The sequence below is a fragment of the Faecalibacterium sp. 7 genome, from assembly GCF_049562865.1.
GTDB classification, from domain to species: domain Bacteria; phylum Bacillota; class Clostridia; order Oscillospirales; family Ruminococcaceae; genus Faecalibacterium; species Faecalibacterium wellingii.
On sequence record NZ_CP186911.1, the window covers coordinates 644,299 to 663,796 of the forward strand.

Here is a 19,498-nt window from a genome sequence, read left to right on the forward strand (position 1 = left end):
CACCTTCTGCCATGCCGGCATGATCTTCTGGAATGCTGCATCGACCATCAGGCTTTTCTGCTGTTATGTCTCTGGGCATTATCTACTTCTAACTTTCAGGAGTACCCCAAAGGGCTTTTTGCGGCGGCTCTTCATGAGAAGAGCCGCCGTTTTTATTTCCATACAAAAACAAAGGAGTTTGCTTTATGACGAACACCATTACGTATCCCGCTGCATACCATGTTTTATCCTGTGATGAGATGACCTACACCGAGGGCGGCGTAGGCGTCGTGCAGGCCGTCATGGCCTGGTTCCCGCTGTACGGCTGGTATAAGGCTGTTTCCACCATCCACGATTACCGCAAGGCAAACATCAACTCCAACTGGGTGGAGAACGGCATGAACGCTCTGGTCGTCCACGCTGAAAAGAGCTCTCTGAACACCATCCACGATGCAGGATGCAGCTTCTGGTTTGCTGCATCCTGTGTGAGCATCATCGGTCTGGTTCCCAATGCACTGATCGTCTTTGGCTCCTGAGCGTCCCCTGTATCTCCCTGAACAAGCAAAAAGCGGCGGCACCTCCCGGTTGGGAGGTGCCGCCGCTTTTACGTTATGCCATGCTTTTTATGTTCAGCTGTTGAACATGTCCTTCAGCTTTTTGAAGAAGCCCTTGCGCTTTTCGTAGTTTTCCTCTTTCAGGGTGCCCTCAAATTTCTTCAGGGCCTCCCGCTGGGTCTTGTTCAGCTTCTTGGGGATCTCCACCTCGCACTTGACGTACATATCGCCCCGGCCGCGGCCGTTCAGATACTGGATGCCCTTGCCGCGCAGGCGGAAGGTGGTGCCGCTCTGGGTGCCCTCGGGCACGGTGTACTCCACCTTGCCGTCAATGGAAGGCACCTGCACGGTGTCACCCAGCACGGCCTGACTGAAGGTGATGGGCACGGTGACCCACACATCATAGCCGTCGCGCTGGAACACCTCGCTGGGGCGCACCGTGACCATGACGATCACATCACCGGCAGGACCGCCGTTGGCACCGGCATCGCCCATGCCGCGCAGTGCAAAGCTCTGATCGTCGTCGATGCCCATGGGGATGGACACCTCCAGCGTCTTTCTGGTAGCCACCTTGCCCGCGCCATGGCAGACCTTGCAGGGGTTCTTGACCAGCTTGCCCTTGCCGCCGCAGCGGGAGCAGGGCTGCTGGGTCTGCATGACGCCAAAGGGGGTGCGCTGCTGGCGGATTGACGAAGCCGCGGCCGCCGCAGTCCGGGCAGGTCTCAGGGCTGGAACCGGCAGCACAGCCGCTGCCGTGGCACTCGGTGCACTCCTGCTGGCGGGTGATGGTGATGTTCTTCTTGCAGCCGTGCACGGCCTCGTCAAAGCTCAGGGTGATGCGTACCCGGATGTCCTGACCCTTGCGGGGGGCATTGGGGTTTGCCTGACGGGACGAACCGCCAAAGCCGCCGAAACCGCCGCCAAAGATATCGCCGAAAATGTCGCCCAGATCCACGCCGTCGCCGCCAAAACCGCCAAAGCCGCCCGCACCGGGGCCGCCGCCGTTCTGTGCTGCATAGGCAGGGTCAACACCTGCAAAGCCGTACTGGTCGTACAGCTGGCGCTTCTTCGGGTCCGAAAGCACCTCGTTTGCTTCGTTTACTTCCTTGAACTTTTCCTCGGCGTTCTTATCGCCGGGGTTATAGTCCGGGTGGTATTTCATTGCAAGCTTGCGGTATGCCTTTTTGATCTCGGCATCGGTCGCAGTCTTGGATACCCCCAGCACTTCGTAGTAATCACGCTTTTCCTGTGCCATATCCACTCACCTCTCCGGGAACGTTTGATCCGGGAAACGCCCCGGTTGGTTCCTCGCTCTATAACCAGCAAGAGCCGCTCCGGCAAAACCGGAGCGGCTTTTGCTATTCTACGCATGTGTCCGCCGGTTTGGCCGGGCACACACTGCTGTGTTTTTTATCAGACTTCCTTGAAGTCGGCATCCACAACGCCGTCATCATTGGGCTTCTGCTGGTTGTTTGCACCTGCATCGGGGCCGGGCTGTGCACCGGCGGCCTGCTGTGCGGCAGCGGCTGCCTGATACATCTTCTCGAACACCTGGCTCAGGGCTTCCTGCTTTGCCTTGATGTCGTCCACATTGCCGGACTGAACAGCGGTCTTCAGGTCGGCCAGCTTGCTCTCAGCCTCGGTCTTGACGTCGGCGGGCAGCTTGTCGCCGTTCTCCTTCAGCATCTTCTCGGTCTGGAACACCATCTGGTCGGCACCGTTGCGGATATCGACCTCTTCACGCTTCTTCTTATCGTCGGCAGCAAACTGCTCAGCTTCCTTCACAGCCTTGTCGATGTCCTCCTTGGACATGTTGGTGGAAGCGGTGATGGTGATGTTCTGCTCCTTGCCGGTACCCAGATCCTTTGCGCTGACCTTCACGATGCCGTTTGCATCGATATCGAAGGTAACTTCGATCTGAGGCACACCACGGGGAGCCGGAGCGATGCCGTCCAGATGGAAGACACCCAGGCTCTTGTTGTCGCGTGCGAACTCACGCTCGCCCTGCAGCACGTTGACCTCAACAGAGGGCTGGTTGTCGGCAGCGGTGGAGAACACCTGGCTCTTGTGGGTGGGGATGGTGGTGTTGCGGTCGATGATCTTGGTGCACACGCCGCCCAGAGTCTCAATGCCCAGGCTCAGCGGGGTGACATCCAGCAGCAGCAGGCCCTTGACATCGCCCTGCAGCACGCCGCCCTGAATGGCAGCACCCACAGCCACGCACTCATCGGGGTTGATGCCCTTGAAGGGCTCGCAGTTCAGTTCCTTCTTGACTGCATCGTAGACAGCGGGGATACGGGTGGAGCCACCGACCATCAGGACCTTCTTCAGGTCAGAGGGACGCAGACCTGCATCCTGCAGAGCCTTGCGGACGGGGCCCATGGTGCGATCCACCAGATCAGCGGTCAGCTCGTTGAACTTTGCGCGGGTCAGGGTCATATCCAAGTGCTTGGGGCCGGTAGCGTCGGCAGTGATGAAGGGCAGGTTGATCTGGCTGCTCATTGCGCTGGACAGCTCGATCTTTGCCTTCTCAGCAGCTTCCTTCAGACGCTGCGCAGCCATCTTGTCCTTGCGCAGGTCGATGCCGTTCTCGGTCTGGAAGGCGTCTGCCATCCAGTTGATGATGCGCTCATCGAAGTCATCGCCGCCCAGATGGGTATCACCATTGGTGGCCAGAACCTCGGTGACGCCGTCGCCCATCTCGATGATGGACACATCGAAGGTGCCGCCGCCCAGGTCGTAGACCATGATCTTCTGGTCCTCTTCCTTATCGATGCCGTATGCCAGAGAAGCGGCAGTGGGCTCGTTGATGATACGCTTGACGTTCAGGCCTGCAATGGTGCCTGCGTCCTTGGTAGCCTGACGCTGGCTGTCGTTGAAGTAGGCAGGAACGGTGATGACGGCCTCGGTAACGGACTCGCCCAGATAAGCCTCGGCGTCAGCCTTCAGCTTCTGCAGGATCATAGCGCTGACCTGCTGGGGAGTGTACTCCTTGCCGTTCAGGGTCACCTTGTGATCGGTGCCCATGAAACGCTTGATGGAAGCGACGGTGTTCTCGGGGTTGGTGATGGCCTGACGCTTTGCGACCTGACCCACCAGACGATCGCCGGTCTTGGTAAAGCCGACCACAGACGGGGTGGTGCGTGCACCCTCAGAGTTTGCGATAACAACGGGCTCGCCGCCCTCCATGACAGCCACGCAGCTGTTGGTAGTACCAAGGTCGATACCAATGATCTTACTCATAATGAAAACTCCTCTCGAAAGAACAAATCGTATTGTTTATGTGATGCTCAAATGTTTGTAAGCGGATGTTATATTCAAAACCCCTGCGGGTTTCTGCATTGTTACTCGGCCACCACAACGGTCGCATGGCGGACGATCTTATCGCCCAGCCTGTAACCCTTCTGGTAGACCGTGATGACGGTGCCGCTCTCCTGTCCGTCCGGGGCGGGGATCTGCTGCACCGCGTTCATGAAGTTGGGGTCAAAGGGCTTGCCCAGCGCTTCGATCTCCTCCACATGGAGGACGTCCAGCGCCTTGGCGGCTTTGTCCAGCGTCATGGTCACACCCTTTTTGTAGTTCTCGTCGGTGGTGGGGGCGTTGGCCGCCATCTCCAGCGTGTCCAGAATGGGGATGATCTGGTTCACCGCAAAGGAAATGCCATCGTTGAACTTCTGGTCGGCTTCGCGGGTGGAGCGCTTGCGGTAGTTCTCGTACTCGGCAGCCATGCGCAGCAGCTGGTCTTTGGCCTGTGCAGCATTGGCTTCGGCCGCGTCCAGCTTTGCCTTTACGGCTTCCAGCTCGCGGGCCTTCTTGTTGAACCAGCCGCCATCCTTCTTCTTATCATCCTTCGGGTCGGCAGCTTCAGCAGCAGGTTCCTGTTCGGGTGCTGCCTGCTGGGCCTTTTCCTCGGGAGCCGTTTCGGGCTGCTCCGCTTCCTGAGCCGGAGCCGTCTTTTTTGCTTCTTCGCTCATTCCAGATCCTCCTTATAGATCACAGTCCGCCGGGGTACGGCAGCCTGTGGGGTGTCTTTTCGTTTGCCGCTCATGCCCTCGCCCAGCTGGTCTGCAAAATAATGCAGCAGCGGCATCAGTTTCTGGAAGGGCATCCGGGTGGGGCCGATCAATGCAATGGAGCCCCACAGGCCTCCGCCCACCAGATACCGGTCACTCACGATGCACAGGCCCGGATCTGCGGTTCCAGTCCTCGCCCAGCAGCACGCTCTCGCTGCGGTCTGTCGGGGGAGCGATCAGGGCCGCTGCCTCTTCTTCGTCGTTCAGCAGGGTAAGGATGTCACCCACCTTGCCGTCCAGCTGAGGCCAGTCCAGCAGATACTGCTCACCGCCCAGAAATACGTGGGGCTTGACGGAATCCTGCAGGATGGCCGCCGCCGCGCTGATGACAGGCACCAGCTCCGGGTCGATCTGGCTGCACAGCTCTGCCAGCAGCCGGGGCGAAAGATCCACCGGCGCCACAAAGGTGAGGTTGCGGTTCAGCAATGCGGCAAGAGCCGCTGCATTCTCGCGGGAGAGGCCGGTGCGTACCCGCGCCACACGGGTGCGGACGTAACCGGCAGTTGTTACAGCCAGCACAGCGGCTGCGCTGCGGCCCACCTGAACAACTTCATAGTGGGCAATGCACAGATCCTCTGCACACGGGGTGCTGATGGCGGCGGTGCAGCCGCTGATGGCGGCCAGCGCCCGGGCTGCACCCTGCGCCAGCTTTTCCGGCTCGTGGTCGAGGCTTGCGAACACCGCATCCACACGGGCGCGGCTCACGCGGTCCAGCGGCTGATCGTCGGTCAGCAGATTATCAAGGTAGTAGCGGTAGCCCTTGGCACTGGGCACACGGCCCGCGCTGGTGTGGGGCTGCTCCAGCAGGCCCAGCTTTGTCAGCGCCGCCATTTCATTGCGGAGCGTTGCGCTGGAAACTGCCATGTCAAAGTAGTTTGCCAGCACGCTGCTGCCAACGGGCTCGCCTTCGAGACCATACAGCGCCACGATCGCCTGCAAGACTCGCTGCTTGCGTGCATCCATCGTCATAGCGCCTGCCTCCTTTTTGCGTTTGCTTTGTTTGTTTAGCACTCCTTGTTCCTGAGTGCTAAGACCATTATAGCCAATTTTCCGGTGCTGTCAAGCCCCTTGGAAAAATGTTATCAAAGATTCATAATTCTGTCATAAAAAGAGGTGTGGCCTCGGCAGTACGTCAGGCTTTCCGGTTTGCCAAAGCGTCTGAGGGGGCAAGCCCGCTTCCCGCTGCGCCGCGCTTTCGCAGAAAGCAGCGCCGCAAATGCCGTTTGCCGTCACGACCCCCCACCCGTGAAAACGCAATGCCGAGCGGTCCGCAGACCGCCCGGCATTGCTCTATTATAAATAATTTTTCCGCTGAATATGCAACGGCGACGACTGCGGCCTGCGGCCGAAGCAGGGAGGAGCTGTTGGGGCCGTGGCCAGCAGGATGCAAGGCCCGCTCAAGGGCCGTAGCAGCCGCTGGGTGCCACAACTCGTCCAAAGCAGCGCGGCGCGCATTCAAAATCGTCCCGCCTTACTCCTCCATCTGTCTGGCCAGAAACGCTGCCGCCACATTCACCGCCTTGAGCTGGGCGGCATCCGGCACAGCGGTGCGGTCTTCGGTCAGCAGACCCACCACGCCGATCACATCGCCCGACGCAATGATGGGTGCGGCGCACAGCACCACCCGGGGCGAGCCCTCGCAGGGCAGGATGCATTTTTCCGCAACGCCCTCGCACTGGTACAGCCTGCGGCCATCCATCAGCTTTTCCAGCGGCTGGCTGATGCTGCGGTCGGCCAGCTCCCGCCGGCCGCTCCCGCTCACCGTGAGGATGCGGTCCCGGTCTGCCACAAAGGTGGTAAGCGCAAAGCTTTTGCTCAGCACCTCGGTGTATTGGGCCGCCACTGCGTTCATTTCGCCAATGGGGGAATACTTTTTAAAGATCACCTCGCCGTCGCCTGTCGTGAAGATCTCCAGCGGGTCGCCGCGGCGGATGCGCTGGGTGCGGCGGACCTTTGGGGATCACCACCCGTCCCAGCTCGTCGATGCGGCGCACGATACCTGTTGCTTTCATTGTTGGCTCCTCCGTTTCCTTGAAAATGCCTGCACCTCTAGTATCTGTCAGCCCGGGCAATTTATACCTACGGAAAGCTGCCCCTTCGTTGCGTTTCCGGCAGGGTTCTGCTACAATGATACAAAAAGCCGTTTTCATAAGCACAGCACCCCGCTTATGAGGACAGCTTCTGAAATTCTGCTGAGAAAGGCAGGTGTCAGGATGCCGAACATCCTCATTCTGGGCGGCGGTGCCGCCGGGCTGGCCGCCGGGCTGGCCGCCGCACAAAGTGCACCCCGCGCACAGGTGGTCGTGCTGGAACGTAACCCAAGGCCTGGCAAAAAGCTGCTGGCCACCGGCAACGGCCGCTGCAATCTGGACAACACCGGCATCGCGCCGGAGCGGTATTTAACAGCCGACCCGGCGGCGCTGCTCCCGCTGCTGGACGCTGTGAATGCAGCCGACCCGCTGGGCTGGTTCCGCGCTCTGGGGCTCTATACCCGCACCGACGAAGCGGGGCGCATCTATCCCTATTCCAATCAGGCAGCGGACGTGCTGGCCCTGCTGGAGCACCACCTTGCGCAGCACCATGTGCAGCTGCGCACCGGCTGCACCGTGCGCACCCTGAGCCAGAGCCGCAGCGGCTACGCTGTGCAGTTCGAGACAGCAGAGGGCAGCACCGAGACCCTGCGCGCCGATGCCGTCATCTGCGCCATGGGCGGTGCTGCCGGGCCGCAGTTCGGCACCGACGGCTTCGGCACCCGGTTCGCCGCCCAGTGCGGCGGCAGAACGGAGCCGCTGTATCCCAGTCTGACCGCTCTGCAGTGCGCAAAGCCCAACAAGACTCTGGCCGGCATCCGCGCCAAGGCCGCGGCCTCCCTGTTGGACGGAAGCCGTGTGCTGGCCACAGAGACCGGCGAGGTGCAGTTCACCGACTATGGCCTTTCCGGCATCTGCATCATGCAGCTGTCCGGCCTGCTGGCACCGGGCCGCAGTCCAAAGGCTCCTGCGGTGGAGCTGGATCTTTTCCGGCACTGGACGAAGCAGAGCTGACCGCCCTGTTCCGTTCCCATGCCGCCCAGACGGCAGGGGACAGCCCTGACGGGTTCTGGCTGGGCCTGCTGAACCGGAAGCTGGGCTGCGCTGTGTGGTCTGCCGCCGGGCTGAGGGACGGCGATGCGCCCGCCGTTCTCACCGCCGGGCAGTGGCAAAAGCTGGCCCACACTGCCAAGCACTGGCGCTTTGAGGGCCTGACCCCCTGCGGCTGGAAGCAGGCGCAGGTGACCGGCGGCGGGCTCTCGCTGCGGGAAGTGGATGCGCATTTTCAGTTTCAGGGCTGCCCGGGCCTGTATTTTGTGGGCGAAACGCTGGACTGCGCCGGCAGCTGCGGCGGCTTCAATCTGCACTGGGCCTTCGGCAGCGGGATTGCAGCCGGGCGGGACGCCGCCCGCCGCATTCAGCGGCAGCGGAAAAAATAACCGTCCGGGAGCAGAAATGATGAGCGGCACCGCCGTATATTGCTGCCGTTCCGTTCACCACCAAGTAACAAAACAATTCACTATGTGCTGGTACATCCTGATTATCAGGGGAAAGGCATTGCCGGAGAGATGCTGGAACGTATCAAAGAAAAATATAAGAACCACCTATATATCGAAGGAATGCCAGAGGACGAAAAGAATGTCCCGTTCTATGAAAAGCACGGCTTTCAGCGGATGGAGCATGGTGCGGCCATCCAAATTTGCAACTATTCTGATAAACGCTAAAAAGCAAAAGGAGATTCAGTTATGAAAATCGCAATTCCTTACGAAAACGGTCAGGTGTTCCAGCACTTCGGACACTCTGCACAGTTCAAGATCTATAACATCGAAAACGGTCAGCTTCCGACCGGCGAGGTCGTTTCTACCAATGGGCAGGGTCATGGTGCATTGGTGGGCTTCCTTGTTCAGAACGGTGTAAATGTCGTTCTCTGCGGCGGTATTGGTGCCGGTGCGCAGAACGCTCTTGCACAGGCCGGGATTCAGCTGTTTGGCGGCATTTCTGGCGCAGCTGACAGCGTTGTTGCGGATTACCTTGCAGGAAATCTTGTTTTTGATCCAAATGCCCACTGCGACCATCACAGCCATGAGGAGGGGCACACCTGTGGCTCACACTCCTGTCACGAGGACAAGGGTGGTTGTACCGGAAATTGTCACTAACACTTTTTGATTTCCGTTTTACTCCCCCGAGAAAACCGCCTGCATCGTTTGTGATGTAGGCGGTTTTTGTTTGAAATACACGGCTCATTTTCTCGCAGAAATTAACATTCGGTTTCAAATCAAGTAATATTTCAATCAGAAGCGTGATCCTGTTTCTGTGCAGAGAAAACGGTGATTTCGGAGGGCTGCTATCCACGATCTCAGGAGCAACGGCAAACTCCATATCAGCGACCCATAGATGCTCAAGACAGCTTTTTCTTGTGCCGGTAAAAGAAAATCTGCCGGACAGCATCCATGACTTGGTGGCGATTTGAGTGACCACAGAGGTAAATTTGATACACGGAAAGAAGAATGCCCACTCGTCTGAGGAGTTCTCAGGGGAGTGGGCATTTCTGCGCAGGCGGTTAATATAATTTCGATTATGATAATTCAAATTATATTAAGACGTTCCATGGGCTGTAACAGCATCACCGCTTGGTTTTCAAAAACCACCTGTTGATAGCGGTGTTACTTCTTCACAAATTGGTATACGCCATATTCTGGTGACGTCACCAATCCATGCTTGATAAGATTCTTGATGATAGAGGATGCACGAGATTTCTGAACGCCATATAGCTGTGCAACGTTTATGCTGCGGAACTGATATTGATACCGATATCTCTTGAAAAGTTCAAGCGTATTATACCGTTTTTTATCAGTACATTCTACCACTTTATGCGGTCACATGGGTGGCATTCTCTTTCACCGAATTGATCGTCTCCATCAGTTCACTGCCTGTTTTGCCGTCAAACAGGCGGGTAAACAGAATGGGTTGGTCAAAGGGTGGTTTCATCAGCACCGCTTTGCTTTCCACATAACCGTTCTGCTCGATGTAATGAATGACCTTCTGCACGAACGCGATCTGCTTTGCATTCAGCGATTCGTCGTTGATGAACTTGGAAAATGCCTGCATGGCAGCATCGTGGTCCAGCTTTGCCACTTTACGCACCAGCAGACCAAAGGGCGTATCCCGAAACTCCCGTGCATAGTCCTCTTTGCTGCCCAGCTCACAGGTAAAGATATGTTCCAGCTCGGTATAGTCGCCCCGGGAAAGTGGAATGTTCTGGGTCAGCTTGTGGATGGCCAGCGTATCGCTGCGGTGCTCCATGATGTAGCGGTTCACACGTTCCCGGTACTCGCCGAAATCGTAGCCGGAATCCAGCGTTTTGCCCTCGGTCTGTTCCAGTACCGGGTCGGCAAGGGCCGTGTAGACAGGCTTTTGCCCTTCTACACCGTCCACCAGAAACTTGATAAGCTCCCGCAGTTCCTGCCGCATTTCCTCAAAGCGGAGCAGATCGTGCGAGGTCAAAAATTCGTCTGTCTGCACCTCCCGGATGAGGGGCAGCTTTGCCTGCACCTGCGGGATGGTAGCCTTCCCTTCCAGCAATGCCGCTGTGCTGCGCAGCTGTTTCTGGGCGCGGCCCAGCCCCGGCAGACCTTCCAGTTCACAGAGCAGCAAGCCATACACAAAGTTATCGAACCGCTTGGCGGCTTCATCTTTGTCGTCCAGCGAGATGAGCGGTGCCACCTCTTTCATCAGAGTACCCTTGTCCGTTTCGGTCAGGCTGACAAAGGCTTCCGGCTTTTGATAGTGTTCCACGGCCTGTCGGTGCAGCCGCACGGATACCAGCTCCGGGTTCAGCGCTCCCACTTCGGCACGGCAGGTTTCTGTTAAAATTTTACGCCAATTCTGGTGTTTTTCGTCCCCATAGGCTCCATCCTGCAGCGCGGCGGCAATGCGCACCTGCTTGCAGAAAATGCTCTCGGACAGGCTTTTGGTGTCCGCGCTCTCGTAGCCGTTGGGTTTCTGACGGAAAAACTCAAAGTTGCCGCAGTAGTCGAAGATCAGAAAACGCCGTTTGCCCGTATATTCGCCGTCGATGGCATCCACGCAGGCAAGGGACGGGCAGAGCCGTGTACCACGGCCGATCATCTGCCAGAACTTCGTTTTGCTGCGCACTTTTTTGAAGAACACCAGATTCACGCACTCCGGTACATCGATGCCCGTGTCCATCATATCCACCGAAACCGCAATAAACGGCGGCTTGTCCGGCTGCTTGAAGTCGTCAATGATGGACTGTGCATAGGCGTCGTCGCAGACCACCCGCTGGATGAATCCCGGGTACTGGGTCTCCAGCTGCGGGTAGAGCTTGCCAAAGCGTTCCCGGATAAACTCCGCGTGGCGCTTGTTCTGGGCAAAGATGATGGTCTTGCCGATGCGGTCGCCGCCTGCCGTCTGGATGCCCCGTTCCATCAGGTCTTGCAGCACCGTGTCCACGGTGTTGGCGTTGAAGATGAACTTGTTCAGCTTTTCGGATGGGATAAAGGTGGGCAGGGTGTCGTCCTCGGCAAAATCGTCCTCGTAGCGGGCCTTATCCTCCGGTGAAAGCTGGTCGTAGTGGATGCCCTCTTCTGTGAATTTCGTCTTGACCTCGTAGTTGTAGTAAGGCACCAGCACATGGTCGGTGTAGACCGCCGTGTCGTAATCGTAGGCGTAGGTGGGGATGCCGTGTTCCATCTCGAAAAAGTCGTAGGTGTTGCGGTCCACATCGGTTTTCGGGGTGGCGGTCAGACCCACCAGAATCGCATCGAAATAATCAAAAATGGCGCGGTATTTCTTGAAAATGCTGCGGTGGCTCTCGTCCACGATGATGAGGTCAAAGTGGGCGGGCGAAAACAGCGGCACGCCGTCCTTGGTCTTGGCGTTGTCGATGGCGTTGAGCATGGTGGGATAGGTAGAAAACACGATGCGCGCGGCCTTATCGTCCTTGGAGGAGCACAGATTGCACAGCGACTGGTCGGGCAGATACTTTTTGAAGTCGTCCTTTGCCTGCTTGACCAGCGCGGTGCGGTCCGCCAGAAAGAGCACGTTGGTCACATGACCGCCCCGGCTCAGCACATCGGTCAGGCTGGATGCGGTGCGGGTCTTGCCCGTGCCAGTAGCCATGACCAGCAGATTGCGCCGGAAGCCCTGCGCGATGTGGGCGCAGACAGCCCGGATGGCGTTTTTCTGATAGTAGCGGTCGGTGATTTTATCGTCAATTTCGATGGTGTCCAGCGGTTTTTTCTCGGTGCGGCGGTTCATCAGTTTCTGTAAATCGTCCTTGCAGAACACCCCGCTTACAGCACGCTGCGGGCCGCTCTGCTCATCCCAGAAATAGGTGTTGTAGCCGTTGGTGGTAAACAGCATCGGACGGCGGCCAAACTTCTGCTCCAGACAGTTTGCATAAAGCTGAGCCTGCTTGCGCCCGATGTTGGGGTCTTTGGTGCTGCGCTTGGCTTCAATGACCGCCAGCGGCAAGCCGTCCTTGCCCATCAGCACATAGTCCGCATAGCCCTTCTGCCCCAGCACGCCGTTCATGTTGTCCACTTCGTACTCGGTGCGCACATCGGCATCCGGCCCGGTGAATTTCCAGCCCATGGCCTTGAGGTCGATATCGATGATCTTCTGCCGCGTCTCGGCCTCGGTCAGGTCGGCGGCGGTGAAACTGCGGCTCTGCTGGTTCTGCTGTTTGCTGGCCGTGTACGCCGTCGAAAGGCTCTCCACCTGCTTGCGCAAGGCTTCCAGCTCGGCATCCTTCTGGGTCAGCAGGCTTTCCTGCTCCCGGATCTTCTTTTCGTCCAGTGTTACCTTTTCACCGGGGATGGCTGTTTCATCAAAGGAGCGCTCCACATAGTCCGTGCCGTAGCAGTAATCCACCCACTGGATGAAGTCGAACAGCCCCCGCAGGCTGAACACTGCATCCGCCGCCGACACGCTATGCCCTGTATGTACCGCCAGATTGCCCGCCTTCACGATGCTGGGCAGCACGCTCCACACGTTGCGGTCCACCGCGAACCGGAAACTCGGCTCATGCAGCAGGAATTGCAGGTTGTCCTTGTAGGGCATCGTGATGGTTTTGTCTGCCGCATACACCCACTTCACCGCCAGCTCCAACGCCTTCCGGCACCCCACCGCGCACATCGCCGGGGAGGTGGAGAACACTTTCTCGGCCTCGATGGCAGAATTAGCGAAGAGGGAATATTCGGGGCGGGTGGAGAGATAGGAGAAGTTGGACATGGTGGAGGGCTCCTTTCTGAATGATTCTTGTGATGCTCGTTTAATTATGACCTAGGATTTTTCAGTTCAGCTTTCTGCTGTAATTACAGTATGTATCTGTATGGTCATGCAAGCTTTACAAAAGGCTTTTCCATAGTCTGACAATTCAAAAAAGCCTGCCATCAGCAATGGCCTGTTATATGTTTGTTGTTGTCGGATGTTGTTCATCTTATCATGCATATATTTATTGTTTTCCAAAGGTTCATACAGACTTTCATCACTTAATACGACCATATTGCCGCCATTTGAAACTAAACCAAGCCGTTGCAAATTGTCAAAATAAAATCCGGTATTATATGGAACTTCACAACCAGTTAATTCGCCAACATTTGAAAAATTCTTGACCACGCTAAAGCCAGCCCTTTTTTCATCGGTTGCGCGTAATGTAACCGTTGGCACTGTCGGATGCTGATTCATATACTTTAATATTTTTGCTTCGTCCGAAGAAAGTTGCCTTATTACGTCTACAAAACCCGGATGAATCCCACTTTGCATAAATTTGTCCATTGAATTTGCTAAAACGGTCGCATACATTTTTAAAAGGTCTGGCTCCTCCGTAAGACTTGCATTTTGCAACACAGGCACAACGACATTTGCCTTAGGAGGAATAATGTTTTCTGCCGGGATCAATTTTAAATGTTCTTCAACCAATTTTTGCACAGTATCCAATGCTTCTTTTTGTAGTTGAGGGTAGTATTCACGAAACATTTGAAGTGCCATCCGAGTAACATCCGTTACCGATAGACCATAGTTGTTTACCACGCCTGCAAAGGTATTATGATGGGAACCCAAGGCCGCAGTTTGGTTGACTTCATGATTTTCGTCCATTATTACTTCTCCCGCTTATCTGTTTGCACACCAATTACAGTATTGTTATTGCCTGAGACTGTTTGATTGACGCTTATTTTATCCTCAGACTTTTTCTTGCTGTCTTTCTCCGGCTTTTTTATCAAGCCAAAAACTCCATTGATAACTGCTACTACTACAACGCCGACCAATCCAATAATTGCAACCCAAATAGCTTCTGACATACAACAGGGCACTTCCTTTTTCTTCCACTATACCGCTAAAATCCGCTGTTGCCCACTCTTTTACCCAAAATATTCCTGCATCAGCGCCTTTTTCATCAGTTTCAGCTTTTCAAGGCTCTGCTGTACGGTCTGCTTCTGCTGGTCTACGCGCTCTACAAAATTGGCAAATTGATTTTGAAGTTCAAGAGGCACATCGAAAATTTTGCATTTTTTCAGTGCAAAAATTTTCAACTCTGCAAATGTCGTTCCCGATGCAATACTTGCATAGTCCGTCATAATTCTGTCTTTTAGAGTATAAAGCAAAAACACAGAATTATAATTCGCACTTGTCAAGTGCACCCACAACACTCGACCATCCTTAAAATAAAAGGGTTCATCCGTATCAACAATCCAGATTCGTCCGTCAGGACAAATAGATGGCATTAACAAATCGCCTTTTTGTGGCTTTCCTGTGGTTTCGCACAATTGTTTATAATGCTCTTCTGTAATGAAAAGCGCTGGTATGACAGCTTTTTTCTCAGCTAATGCGCCAATTTCTGTTCCCCTATAAAATGGAATGCCACTGTCTTGAAGTTCTTCAACAAAAACGCGCTTGCTCGAACCAACATTTGCAATTTTTTCAAGAGTTTTCGTTTTCCAATTTTTAGGGTTTGCCTTACAGTCTCCAAACACCTCCACAAATCGCGCCTTTACCAGCTCGTCTAGTTTGAAAAGCTGTTGCTTGCGAAGAGAAATCAACTGCTCTAACTTCTTGAATTTTTCTGCAACTTCTTTCTGCTGGTTTACTTCAGGTAACGGGATTTCAATATTTTCAACGATGGATTTAGAAATTTCTTTAAAAGTTGCGCCACGTCCCAATGAATTGAGATAGTCTGTTTTTGATTTCAAGAAAAAATAGAGGTATTCATTATAAATCGCATCTGAGCAAATAAGGTTCTTGAATCCTTGATTGCAACACATTTCACAACCGGCAATTGCGGTTTTGCCAATCGGCGCGCGAGAAGATAAAATGACTGTTCCTGTCGGCAGATAAGACAATCCGGTTTTTTCTTTTCCCTCTTCAGTAATGTGCCGAACTGAATCCATAATATAAAAAGTATCTTCGTTCAATTCAGCAGGTGTTATCCATTTGATGTTGCCATCCCAGTAGGACGTAACAGATGTTTTTGGTGTCGAACCAGATACAATAGTACAAACCTCTCCCAACTTCGCCATCACACCATCTCCTCCAACTCTGCCAGACCCTTGGTGATCTCCATTTCCAGCTCATGCAGGTCGGCAAGGATCTCCGTGGTCGAGGGATACTCCACCGGCACATACTCGGTCTCTTTGTACTTATTGATGGACAAATCGTACCCATTGGCGGCAATTTCTTCTTTGGGCACAAAGAAGCTCTGCTCGGTGCGCTTGCGGTCAGTTTCGGCATCAAGGTTCTGAAACCGGGCGATGATGTCCGGGATGTCGTTTTCCTTCACCTCGGTGCGCTTGTCGTCCAGTGAGAAGCCGTCGGCTTTCATATCGTAGAACCACACCCTGTCGGTGCCGCCCGCGCCGGTCTTGGTAAACACCAGCACCGCCGTAGACACGCCTGCGTAGGGCTTGAACACGCCGGAGGGCATGGAGATGACCGCCCGCAGTTGATGGTTTTCAATCAGTTCTTTTCGGATGCTCTGGTGCGCTTTGCTGGAACCGAACAGCACGCCGTCCGGTACGATGCAGGCGCAGCGTCCGCCCGTTTTGAGCATCCGCAGGAAGAGCGCAAGGAACAGAAGTTCCGTCTTTTTGGTGTTGGTGACGGCTTTCAGGTCATCGTTGATGCTCTCGGCATCCACAGTGCCCTTGAACGGCGGGTTCGCAAGGCAGACGGTGTACTTGCTGCAAATGGAGTTTTGCTTCGACACGCTGTCCTTGTAGTCGATCTCCGGGTTCGTGATGGAGTGGAGCATCAGATTCATGGCCGAAATGCGCAGCATGGTGCGGTCCGTGTCAAAGCCGGTGAACATCGGGCCGGCAAAATGCTGCCACTGCTCCGGGGTCATGCTGTCCTCGTAGTGGGCGCGGAGGTACTGCGCACTGGACACCAGAAAGCCAGCCGTGCCGCAGGCGGGGTCGCAGATGAAGTCGTCCGGCGTGGGCTGCACCAGCTCCACCATCATGTCGCGGATGTGTTTGGGCGTGCGGAACTGGCCGTTCTGCCCTGCTGTTGCCAGTTTGCCCAGCATATACTCGTACAGGTCGCCCTGCATATCAAGGTCGGCAATGTCGTGGGTGTAGAGATCCTCCAGCCCGGTGATGATCTTTTGCAGCACCTGCGGCGTGGGAATGAGGAACATGGCATCGTCCATATACCGCGCAAAGGCGGTGTTGCCCTCATCCGGGCGGGTGGGGTCGTCCTCAATCTCCACCAGTTCACCGTTTGCGTCAAAGTCCGGCAGACGGCCATACTTCATCTTTTTGATGGCCGGGAACACCCGCTGCTGCATGGTCAGGAAAATTTCGCGGGAATCTTTATCCTTGAAGCGGCTCCACCGCATGGACTGTCCTGCTTCGCTGGCCGGGAAGATGTGCTCCATCTTTTCGCCCGCCATGTTTTCAAAATCTTCGGTGGCAAGCTCTTTCTCGTCCAGTGACCGGATGAACATGAGATAGGTCAGCTGTTCAATGACGGTCAGCGGATTGGTGATGCCGCCTGCCCAGATGTCTGTCCAGATCTTGTCTACCTTATTTTTAATGGCTCCTGTTACCATGCGTTCCTCCTGAATGTTTGCCAATCGCAAACGCTTTGCATCTTGAATTTTTGGTGATAATATCACAATTTTATTATAGCAGTGTACGATTGCATTTTCAATGTAGAGCGTTTAGCAGAAGTGCTTTCTTGATCGCAAGGCAAGAAATCAGTGGAACGTTAAAACAGCAATTTACGATATGCAATTCAACGCTGTTGCTGTTACATGAAGATGTTGAATTGCTATAAAACGGTAAAGTGGATTTTATCTGCTTTGCCGTTTTTTCTTTACATCTGGACTCCAACATGCCTTTGTGCTATTCAGCGATTCCATCGCGCAGCCTGCGCTCTGCTTACCAACTGATGATCTCCGGCGGTGATGTGAAAGCCGTACAGGGAACAACACCTGTGCAGGCTGCCCCGGTTGAAGCAGAACCGACCATCTCCGTGTCGGCACTGCTGGAGCTTCTGAAGGACGCAGACCCCTCTGTAAAAGCGCAGCTCCGCCTGGCTTTGCTGACCTGAATTGCAAAAAAACAGCACGAATTGCAGAGTAATTCACAGACTTACTCCATCTGACACGAAAAATGCGGACCGTGCAAAAACCGTGCAGAGACCGTGCAAATGGCGTATAAAAAGAAAATCCCACGAAGAATCTTACGATTCTTCGTGGGATTTTGGTGCGCTCGAGGGAACTCGAATCCCTGGCCCTCTGATTAAAAGAATCCAAGGTGCATCATTCGTCAAATTTCAAAAGTTCGAAGAAACGTTATTTTTATCGTATCATCGTAAAACACGCCTTTGCACACACCGCATTGTTTGCATACAGTGTAATGCTTTGCAACCGTTATCCAGCTATTCAGGTGTGCAAAAAGTGTGCAAAAATGTGCAGACGGGCAAAACAAAGCCCAATGGACAAATCAACCACCGGTTTTATGGCAGGGTTTAGGACATCCGAACAGACACCGTTTGATATAGAAATGAGGTTCACCATGAACAAACTGCTTTCCTGCCGCTTCAATATGGACACCAACCGGGTGGAAGCCCGGTTCGAGGATGGCACCACTCTTGCCATCGACTGCATCGCCGTGGAGGACGAGTACGGCAGCACCCCGGCACAGCGGGCAGAGCTGGACTGGCTGCTGTATAATAAGCCCTTGGAGTACACCCAGCTTGTGCTGGGTAGAGAGATAGAGCGTTATCTGTCGCTTGGCTGCGACCATGGCAGACTGGAAGATTGATTACTTTGAAAGGCCATTGCCATTTGAGTACCAATCGAATATACTATAAACAGGAGAGCGGACGTCACTCCGCTGGTGTGGCTGACACCTAAAATCCGATCTGATGCAAGACGTAAGGGCTTGAGGCTGGCGGGCAGCGATAAAACTCGAAAGCGATGCAGGACATAGGAGTCTGAGGTTGGCGGACAACGATAAAATCAGTCACAAGGGACATCGGACAGCACCACGGTGTTGTAGGTGTCCCTTTTATGTTATTTGCTATTCAGTTTACTGCCGAATAACAAAAAACACCCGCCCACCGATGGAGCTGAATCTCCACGGTGAGCGGGCATTTTGCGTTTTCTTTCGATTCATCGAATCTATTCGGCTTGTGGTTATCGCTTAACCCACGGTTTGGCTCCACAACAGGCTGATGCCGAACCAGTCCATTGCTTCAACGCCACCGATAGCTGGTCAATGCCGCTATCCTCTAGCTTTATTATACCACAAAAGGACGTAAGTTCAGGCACTTAAATTTAAAAAGCACTCAATCATATAATAGCAATTTTCAAAAAAGACGAATATCCACAGGAATAGAACCAGCCTGAGCAGTCAGAAGGTGAAACAGTCTTAAAAGCACGTCGGATCGCATTCGGAAGAGCATCGAGCGTTCGAGATTTGAATTTGCACAGGAAGGACTTCACTTTCGACCAGAGTTTTTCAATAGAATCCAGGTCAGGACTATACGGTGGAAGATAAATGGATCGAACACCGGAGCTGTCCAGCAGATTTTTCACTGCCTTTGCATGACGCAACTTCATATTATCCATTACGAGAACAGAATCGCCGTTCAGATGAGGCAGCAAATCAGTTTCCAGATATCGCTTAAATCTCTCCACAGTCGTTCCGCCTGAGAAAGTCGTATAGTGTAGTGTCCCATCCAACTGGACAGATACAAACCGTTGGTTTAGAGTTCCGGCAGTGCATCCCACACCGGCAGATGGTGCAGCGCACGCACAATGTTGCACTTTTCCAGCAAAGCACCATCTCCATCGCAGACGGTGGCATACCACATGGGGTTGTGCAGTTTCTGGGTCTCCGGATCCACAAGCAGGTTTCGCTGGCTGGCATACTGGAAGTGCAGGTGGCTCAGCAGGCCGCCGATCTGGCGGGCCGTGCGGGGCGGCATGGGTTCCATGGCCAACAGGCAACGGAAGGGCCAGTTTTCCGGCATATCTTCTGCCACAAACAGTGCGTTCTCCTTGCCTTCCAGACCTTTTTCCAACACGCTTTCCAGATGATACACCGCCTTGCCCAGACTTGCGCCATCTTCGTCCAGCCACTCGATGCAAAGCTTCTCCCCTGCCGCCATAGTGATGTTCCAACCGCCGAGAGTGTGCGGATTTTCCGAGCTGGTGGTTACGCAGGCTCTCTGCCAGAAGGCCTTTACACCGCCGCAGAACATGGGCATTGCTGCGGCAGCTGTCTCGGCATCCTGCCATGCACGGGTCAGATACGGATCACTGCTCGTGAGATAGGCTTCAAAATTCTGCCACCGGCCCAGCCAGTCATTTGCATGGTATTCCATTTTC

At 54.6% G+C, this 19,498-nt stretch carries 18 protein-coding genes and 2 pseudogenes; 7 read left to right on the plus strand and 13 right to left on the minus strand.

Translation table 11 applies throughout. The annotated features are described in order from the left end of the window. Positions 1-185 precede the first annotated feature (185 nt). A complete protein-coding gene (locus tag ACKXF7_RS03310) occupies positions 186-515 on the plus strand; it encodes a hypothetical protein (RefSeq protein WP_339394593.1) in 330 nt (109 codons plus the stop codon). A gap of 93 nt (positions 516-608) precedes the next feature. Here ACKXF7_RS03310 and dnaJ read toward each other — a convergent pair. From dnaJ to ACKXF7_RS03340, 6 genes and pseudogenes are all read right to left on the minus strand, one after another. Further along, positions 609-1,788, minus strand: a pseudogene (gene dnaJ, locus ACKXF7_RS03315) (molecular chaperone DnaJ). A 158-nt stretch (positions 1,789-1,946) separates the two neighbouring features. Then, positions 1,947-3,776: a molecular chaperone DnaK gene (gene dnaK, locus ACKXF7_RS03320; protein ID WP_339394591.1), complete on the minus strand. Its 1,830-nt coding sequence runs from the start codon at positions 3,774-3,776 to the stop codon at positions 1,947-1,949. Positions 3,777-3,877: 101 nt separating this feature from the next. Next, on the minus strand, positions 3,878-4,507 hold the full coding sequence (locus ACKXF7_RS03325) for a nucleotide exchange factor GrpE (protein WP_249237825.1): 630 nt from the start codon (positions 4,505-4,507) through the stop codon (positions 3,878-3,880). Next, positions 4,504-4,707 (minus strand): hypothetical protein, encoded by a 204-nt coding sequence (locus ACKXF7_RS03330; RefSeq protein ID WP_423742129.1) that lies wholly within the window; start codon positions 4,705-4,707, stop codon positions 4,504-4,506. The genes ACKXF7_RS03325 and ACKXF7_RS03330 overlap by 4 nt, the downstream gene beginning before the upstream one ends. Beyond that, a complete protein-coding gene (locus ACKXF7_RS03335) occupies positions 4,700-5,575 on the minus strand; it encodes a heat-inducible transcriptional repressor HrcA (RefSeq protein ID WP_423742130.1) in 876 nt (291 codons plus the stop codon). The genes ACKXF7_RS03330 and ACKXF7_RS03335 overlap by 8 nt, the downstream gene beginning before the upstream one ends. A gap of 502 nt (positions 5,576-6,077) precedes the next feature. Further along, positions 6,078-6,618: pseudogene (locus ACKXF7_RS03340) on the minus strand (stage V sporulation T C-terminal domain-containing protein). 201 nt (positions 6,619-6,819) lie between these two features. On the opposite strand from ACKXF7_RS03340, the gene ACKXF7_RS03345 reads away from it, so the two are divergent. The 4 genes from ACKXF7_RS03345 (at position 6,820) to ACKXF7_RS03360 (ending at position 8,792) form a co-directional block, all read left to right on the plus strand. Beyond that, on the plus strand, positions 6,820-7,650 hold the full coding sequence (locus tag ACKXF7_RS03345) for an aminoacetone oxidase family FAD-binding enzyme (protein ID WP_423742131.1): 831 nt from the start codon (positions 6,820-6,822) through the stop codon (positions 7,648-7,650). A gap of 92 nt (positions 7,651-7,742) precedes the next feature. Further along, a complete protein-coding gene (locus tag ACKXF7_RS03350; protein ID WP_423742132.1) occupies positions 7,743-8,075 on the plus strand; it encodes an NAD(P)/FAD-dependent oxidoreductase in 333 nt (110 codons plus the stop codon). A 39-nt stretch (positions 8,076-8,114) separates the two neighbouring features. Further along, positions 8,115-8,360, plus strand: coding sequence for a GNAT family N-acetyltransferase (locus ACKXF7_RS03355; RefSeq protein ID WP_423742133.1), 246 nt, complete (start codon positions 8,115-8,117; stop codon positions 8,358-8,360). A gap of 21 nt (positions 8,361-8,381) precedes the next feature. Beyond that, on the plus strand, positions 8,382-8,792 hold the full coding sequence (locus ACKXF7_RS03360) for a NifB/NifX family molybdenum-iron cluster-binding protein (protein ID WP_423742134.1): 411 nt from the start codon (positions 8,382-8,384) through the stop codon (positions 8,790-8,792). A gap of 712 nt (positions 8,793-9,504) precedes the next feature. Here the strand turns inward: ACKXF7_RS03360 and ACKXF7_RS03365 are convergent. From ACKXF7_RS03365 to ACKXF7_RS03385, 5 genes are all read right to left on the minus strand, one after another. Further along, entirely contained in the window at positions 9,505-12,891 is a 3,387-nt protein-coding gene (locus ACKXF7_RS03365) for a DEAD/DEAH box helicase family protein (protein ID WP_423742135.1), read from the minus strand. A 66-nt stretch (positions 12,892-12,957) separates the two neighbouring features. Then, the gene (locus tag ACKXF7_RS03370; protein ID WP_423742136.1) at positions 12,958-13,758 is read right to left on the minus strand and encodes a DUF4393 domain-containing protein; all 801 of its coding nucleotides are present in this window, start codon (positions 13,756-13,758) and stop codon (positions 12,958-12,960) included. 2 nt (positions 13,759-13,760) lie between these two features. Then, on the minus strand, positions 13,761-13,961 hold the full coding sequence (locus ACKXF7_RS03375; RefSeq protein ID WP_423742137.1) for a hypothetical protein: 201 nt from the start codon (positions 13,959-13,961) through the stop codon (positions 13,761-13,763). A gap of 60 nt (positions 13,962-14,021) precedes the next feature. Then, positions 14,022-15,176 (minus strand): restriction endonuclease subunit S, encoded by a 1,155-nt coding sequence (locus ACKXF7_RS03380; protein ID WP_423742138.1) that lies wholly within the window; start codon positions 15,174-15,176, stop codon positions 14,022-14,024. Further along, entirely contained in the window at positions 15,176-16,708 is a 1,533-nt protein-coding gene (locus ACKXF7_RS03385) for a type I restriction-modification system subunit M (RefSeq protein ID WP_423742139.1), read from the minus strand. Before ACKXF7_RS03385 ends, ACKXF7_RS03380 begins: the two co-directional genes overlap by 1 nt. 236 nt (positions 16,709-16,944) lie before the next feature. Between ACKXF7_RS03385 and ACKXF7_RS03390 the strand changes: the two genes are divergently transcribed. Together ACKXF7_RS03390 and ACKXF7_RS03395 are read left to right on the plus strand one after the other, a co-directional pair. Then, positions 16,945-17,211, plus strand: a complete 267-nt coding sequence (locus ACKXF7_RS03390; protein ID WP_423742140.1) for a hypothetical protein — start codon at positions 16,945-16,947, stop codon at positions 17,209-17,211. A gap of 467 nt (positions 17,212-17,678) precedes the next feature. Beyond that, complete coding sequence (locus ACKXF7_RS03395; protein WP_423742141.1) at positions 17,679-17,927, plus strand: DUF6061 family protein; 249 nt, start codon at positions 17,679-17,681, stop codon at positions 17,925-17,927. Positions 17,928-18,457: 530 nt separating this feature from the next. On the opposite strand, the gene ACKXF7_RS03400 is transcribed toward ACKXF7_RS03395, so the two are convergent. Then, positions 18,458-18,979: a transposase gene (locus ACKXF7_RS03400; RefSeq protein ID WP_423742142.1), complete on the minus strand. Its 522-nt coding sequence runs from the start codon at positions 18,977-18,979 to the stop codon at positions 18,458-18,460. Beyond that, positions 18,874-19,494 (minus strand): hypothetical protein, encoded by a 621-nt coding sequence (locus ACKXF7_RS03405; RefSeq protein WP_423742143.1) that lies wholly within the window; start codon positions 19,492-19,494, stop codon positions 18,874-18,876. Before ACKXF7_RS03405 ends, ACKXF7_RS03400 begins: the two co-directional genes overlap by 106 nt. Positions 19,495-19,498: the final 4 nt, after the last annotated feature.

Bases quoted from the DNA above. Each gene is read 5' to 3' on its own strand.
- ACKXF7_RS03325 (WP_249237825.1), bottom strand. From the start codon at position 4,507: ATGAGCGAAGAAGCAAAAAAGACGGCTCCGGCTCAGGAAGCGGAGCAG.
- ACKXF7_RS03380 (WP_423742138.1), bottom strand. From the start codon at position 15,176: ATGGCGAAGTTGGGAGAGGTTTGTACTATTGTATCTGGTTCGACACCA.
- ACKXF7_RS03365 (WP_423742135.1), bottom strand. From the start codon at position 12,891: ATGTCCAACTTCTCCTATCTCTCCACCCGCCCCGAATATTCCCTCTTC.
- ACKXF7_RS03360 (WP_423742134.1), top strand. From the start codon at position 8,382: ATGAAAATCGCAATTCCTTACGAAAACGGTCAGGTGTTCCAGCACTTC.
- ACKXF7_RS03345 (WP_423742131.1), top strand. From the start codon at position 6,820: ATGCCGAACATCCTCATTCTGGGCGGCGGTGCCGCCGGGCTGGCCGCC.
- ACKXF7_RS03395 (WP_423742141.1), top strand. From the start codon at position 17,679: ATGAACAAACTGCTTTCCTGCCGCTTCAATATGGACACCAACCGGGTG.
- ACKXF7_RS03385 (WP_423742139.1), bottom strand. From the start codon at position 16,708: ATGGTAACAGGAGCCATTAAAAATAAGGTAGACAAGATCTGGACAGAC.
- dnaK (WP_339394591.1), bottom strand. From the start codon at position 3,776: ATGAGTAAGATCATTGGTATCGACCTTGGTACTACCAACAGCTGCGTG.
- ACKXF7_RS03310 (WP_339394593.1), top strand. From the start codon at position 186: ATGACGAACACCATTACGTATCCCGCTGCATACCATGTTTTATCCTGT.
- ACKXF7_RS03370 (WP_423742136.1), bottom strand. From the start codon at position 13,758: ATGGACGAAAATCATGAAGTCAACCAAACTGCGGCCTTGGGTTCCCAT.
- ACKXF7_RS03335 (WP_423742130.1), bottom strand. From the start codon at position 5,575: ATGACGATGGATGCACGCAAGCAGCGAGTCTTGCAGGCGATCGTGGCG.
- ACKXF7_RS03405 (WP_423742143.1), bottom strand. From the start codon at position 19,494: ATGGAATACCATGCAAATGACTGGCTGGGCCGGTGGCAGAATTTTGAA.
- ACKXF7_RS03375 (WP_423742137.1), bottom strand. From the start codon at position 13,961: ATGTCAGAAGCTATTTGGGTTGCAATTATTGGATTGGTCGGCGTTGTA.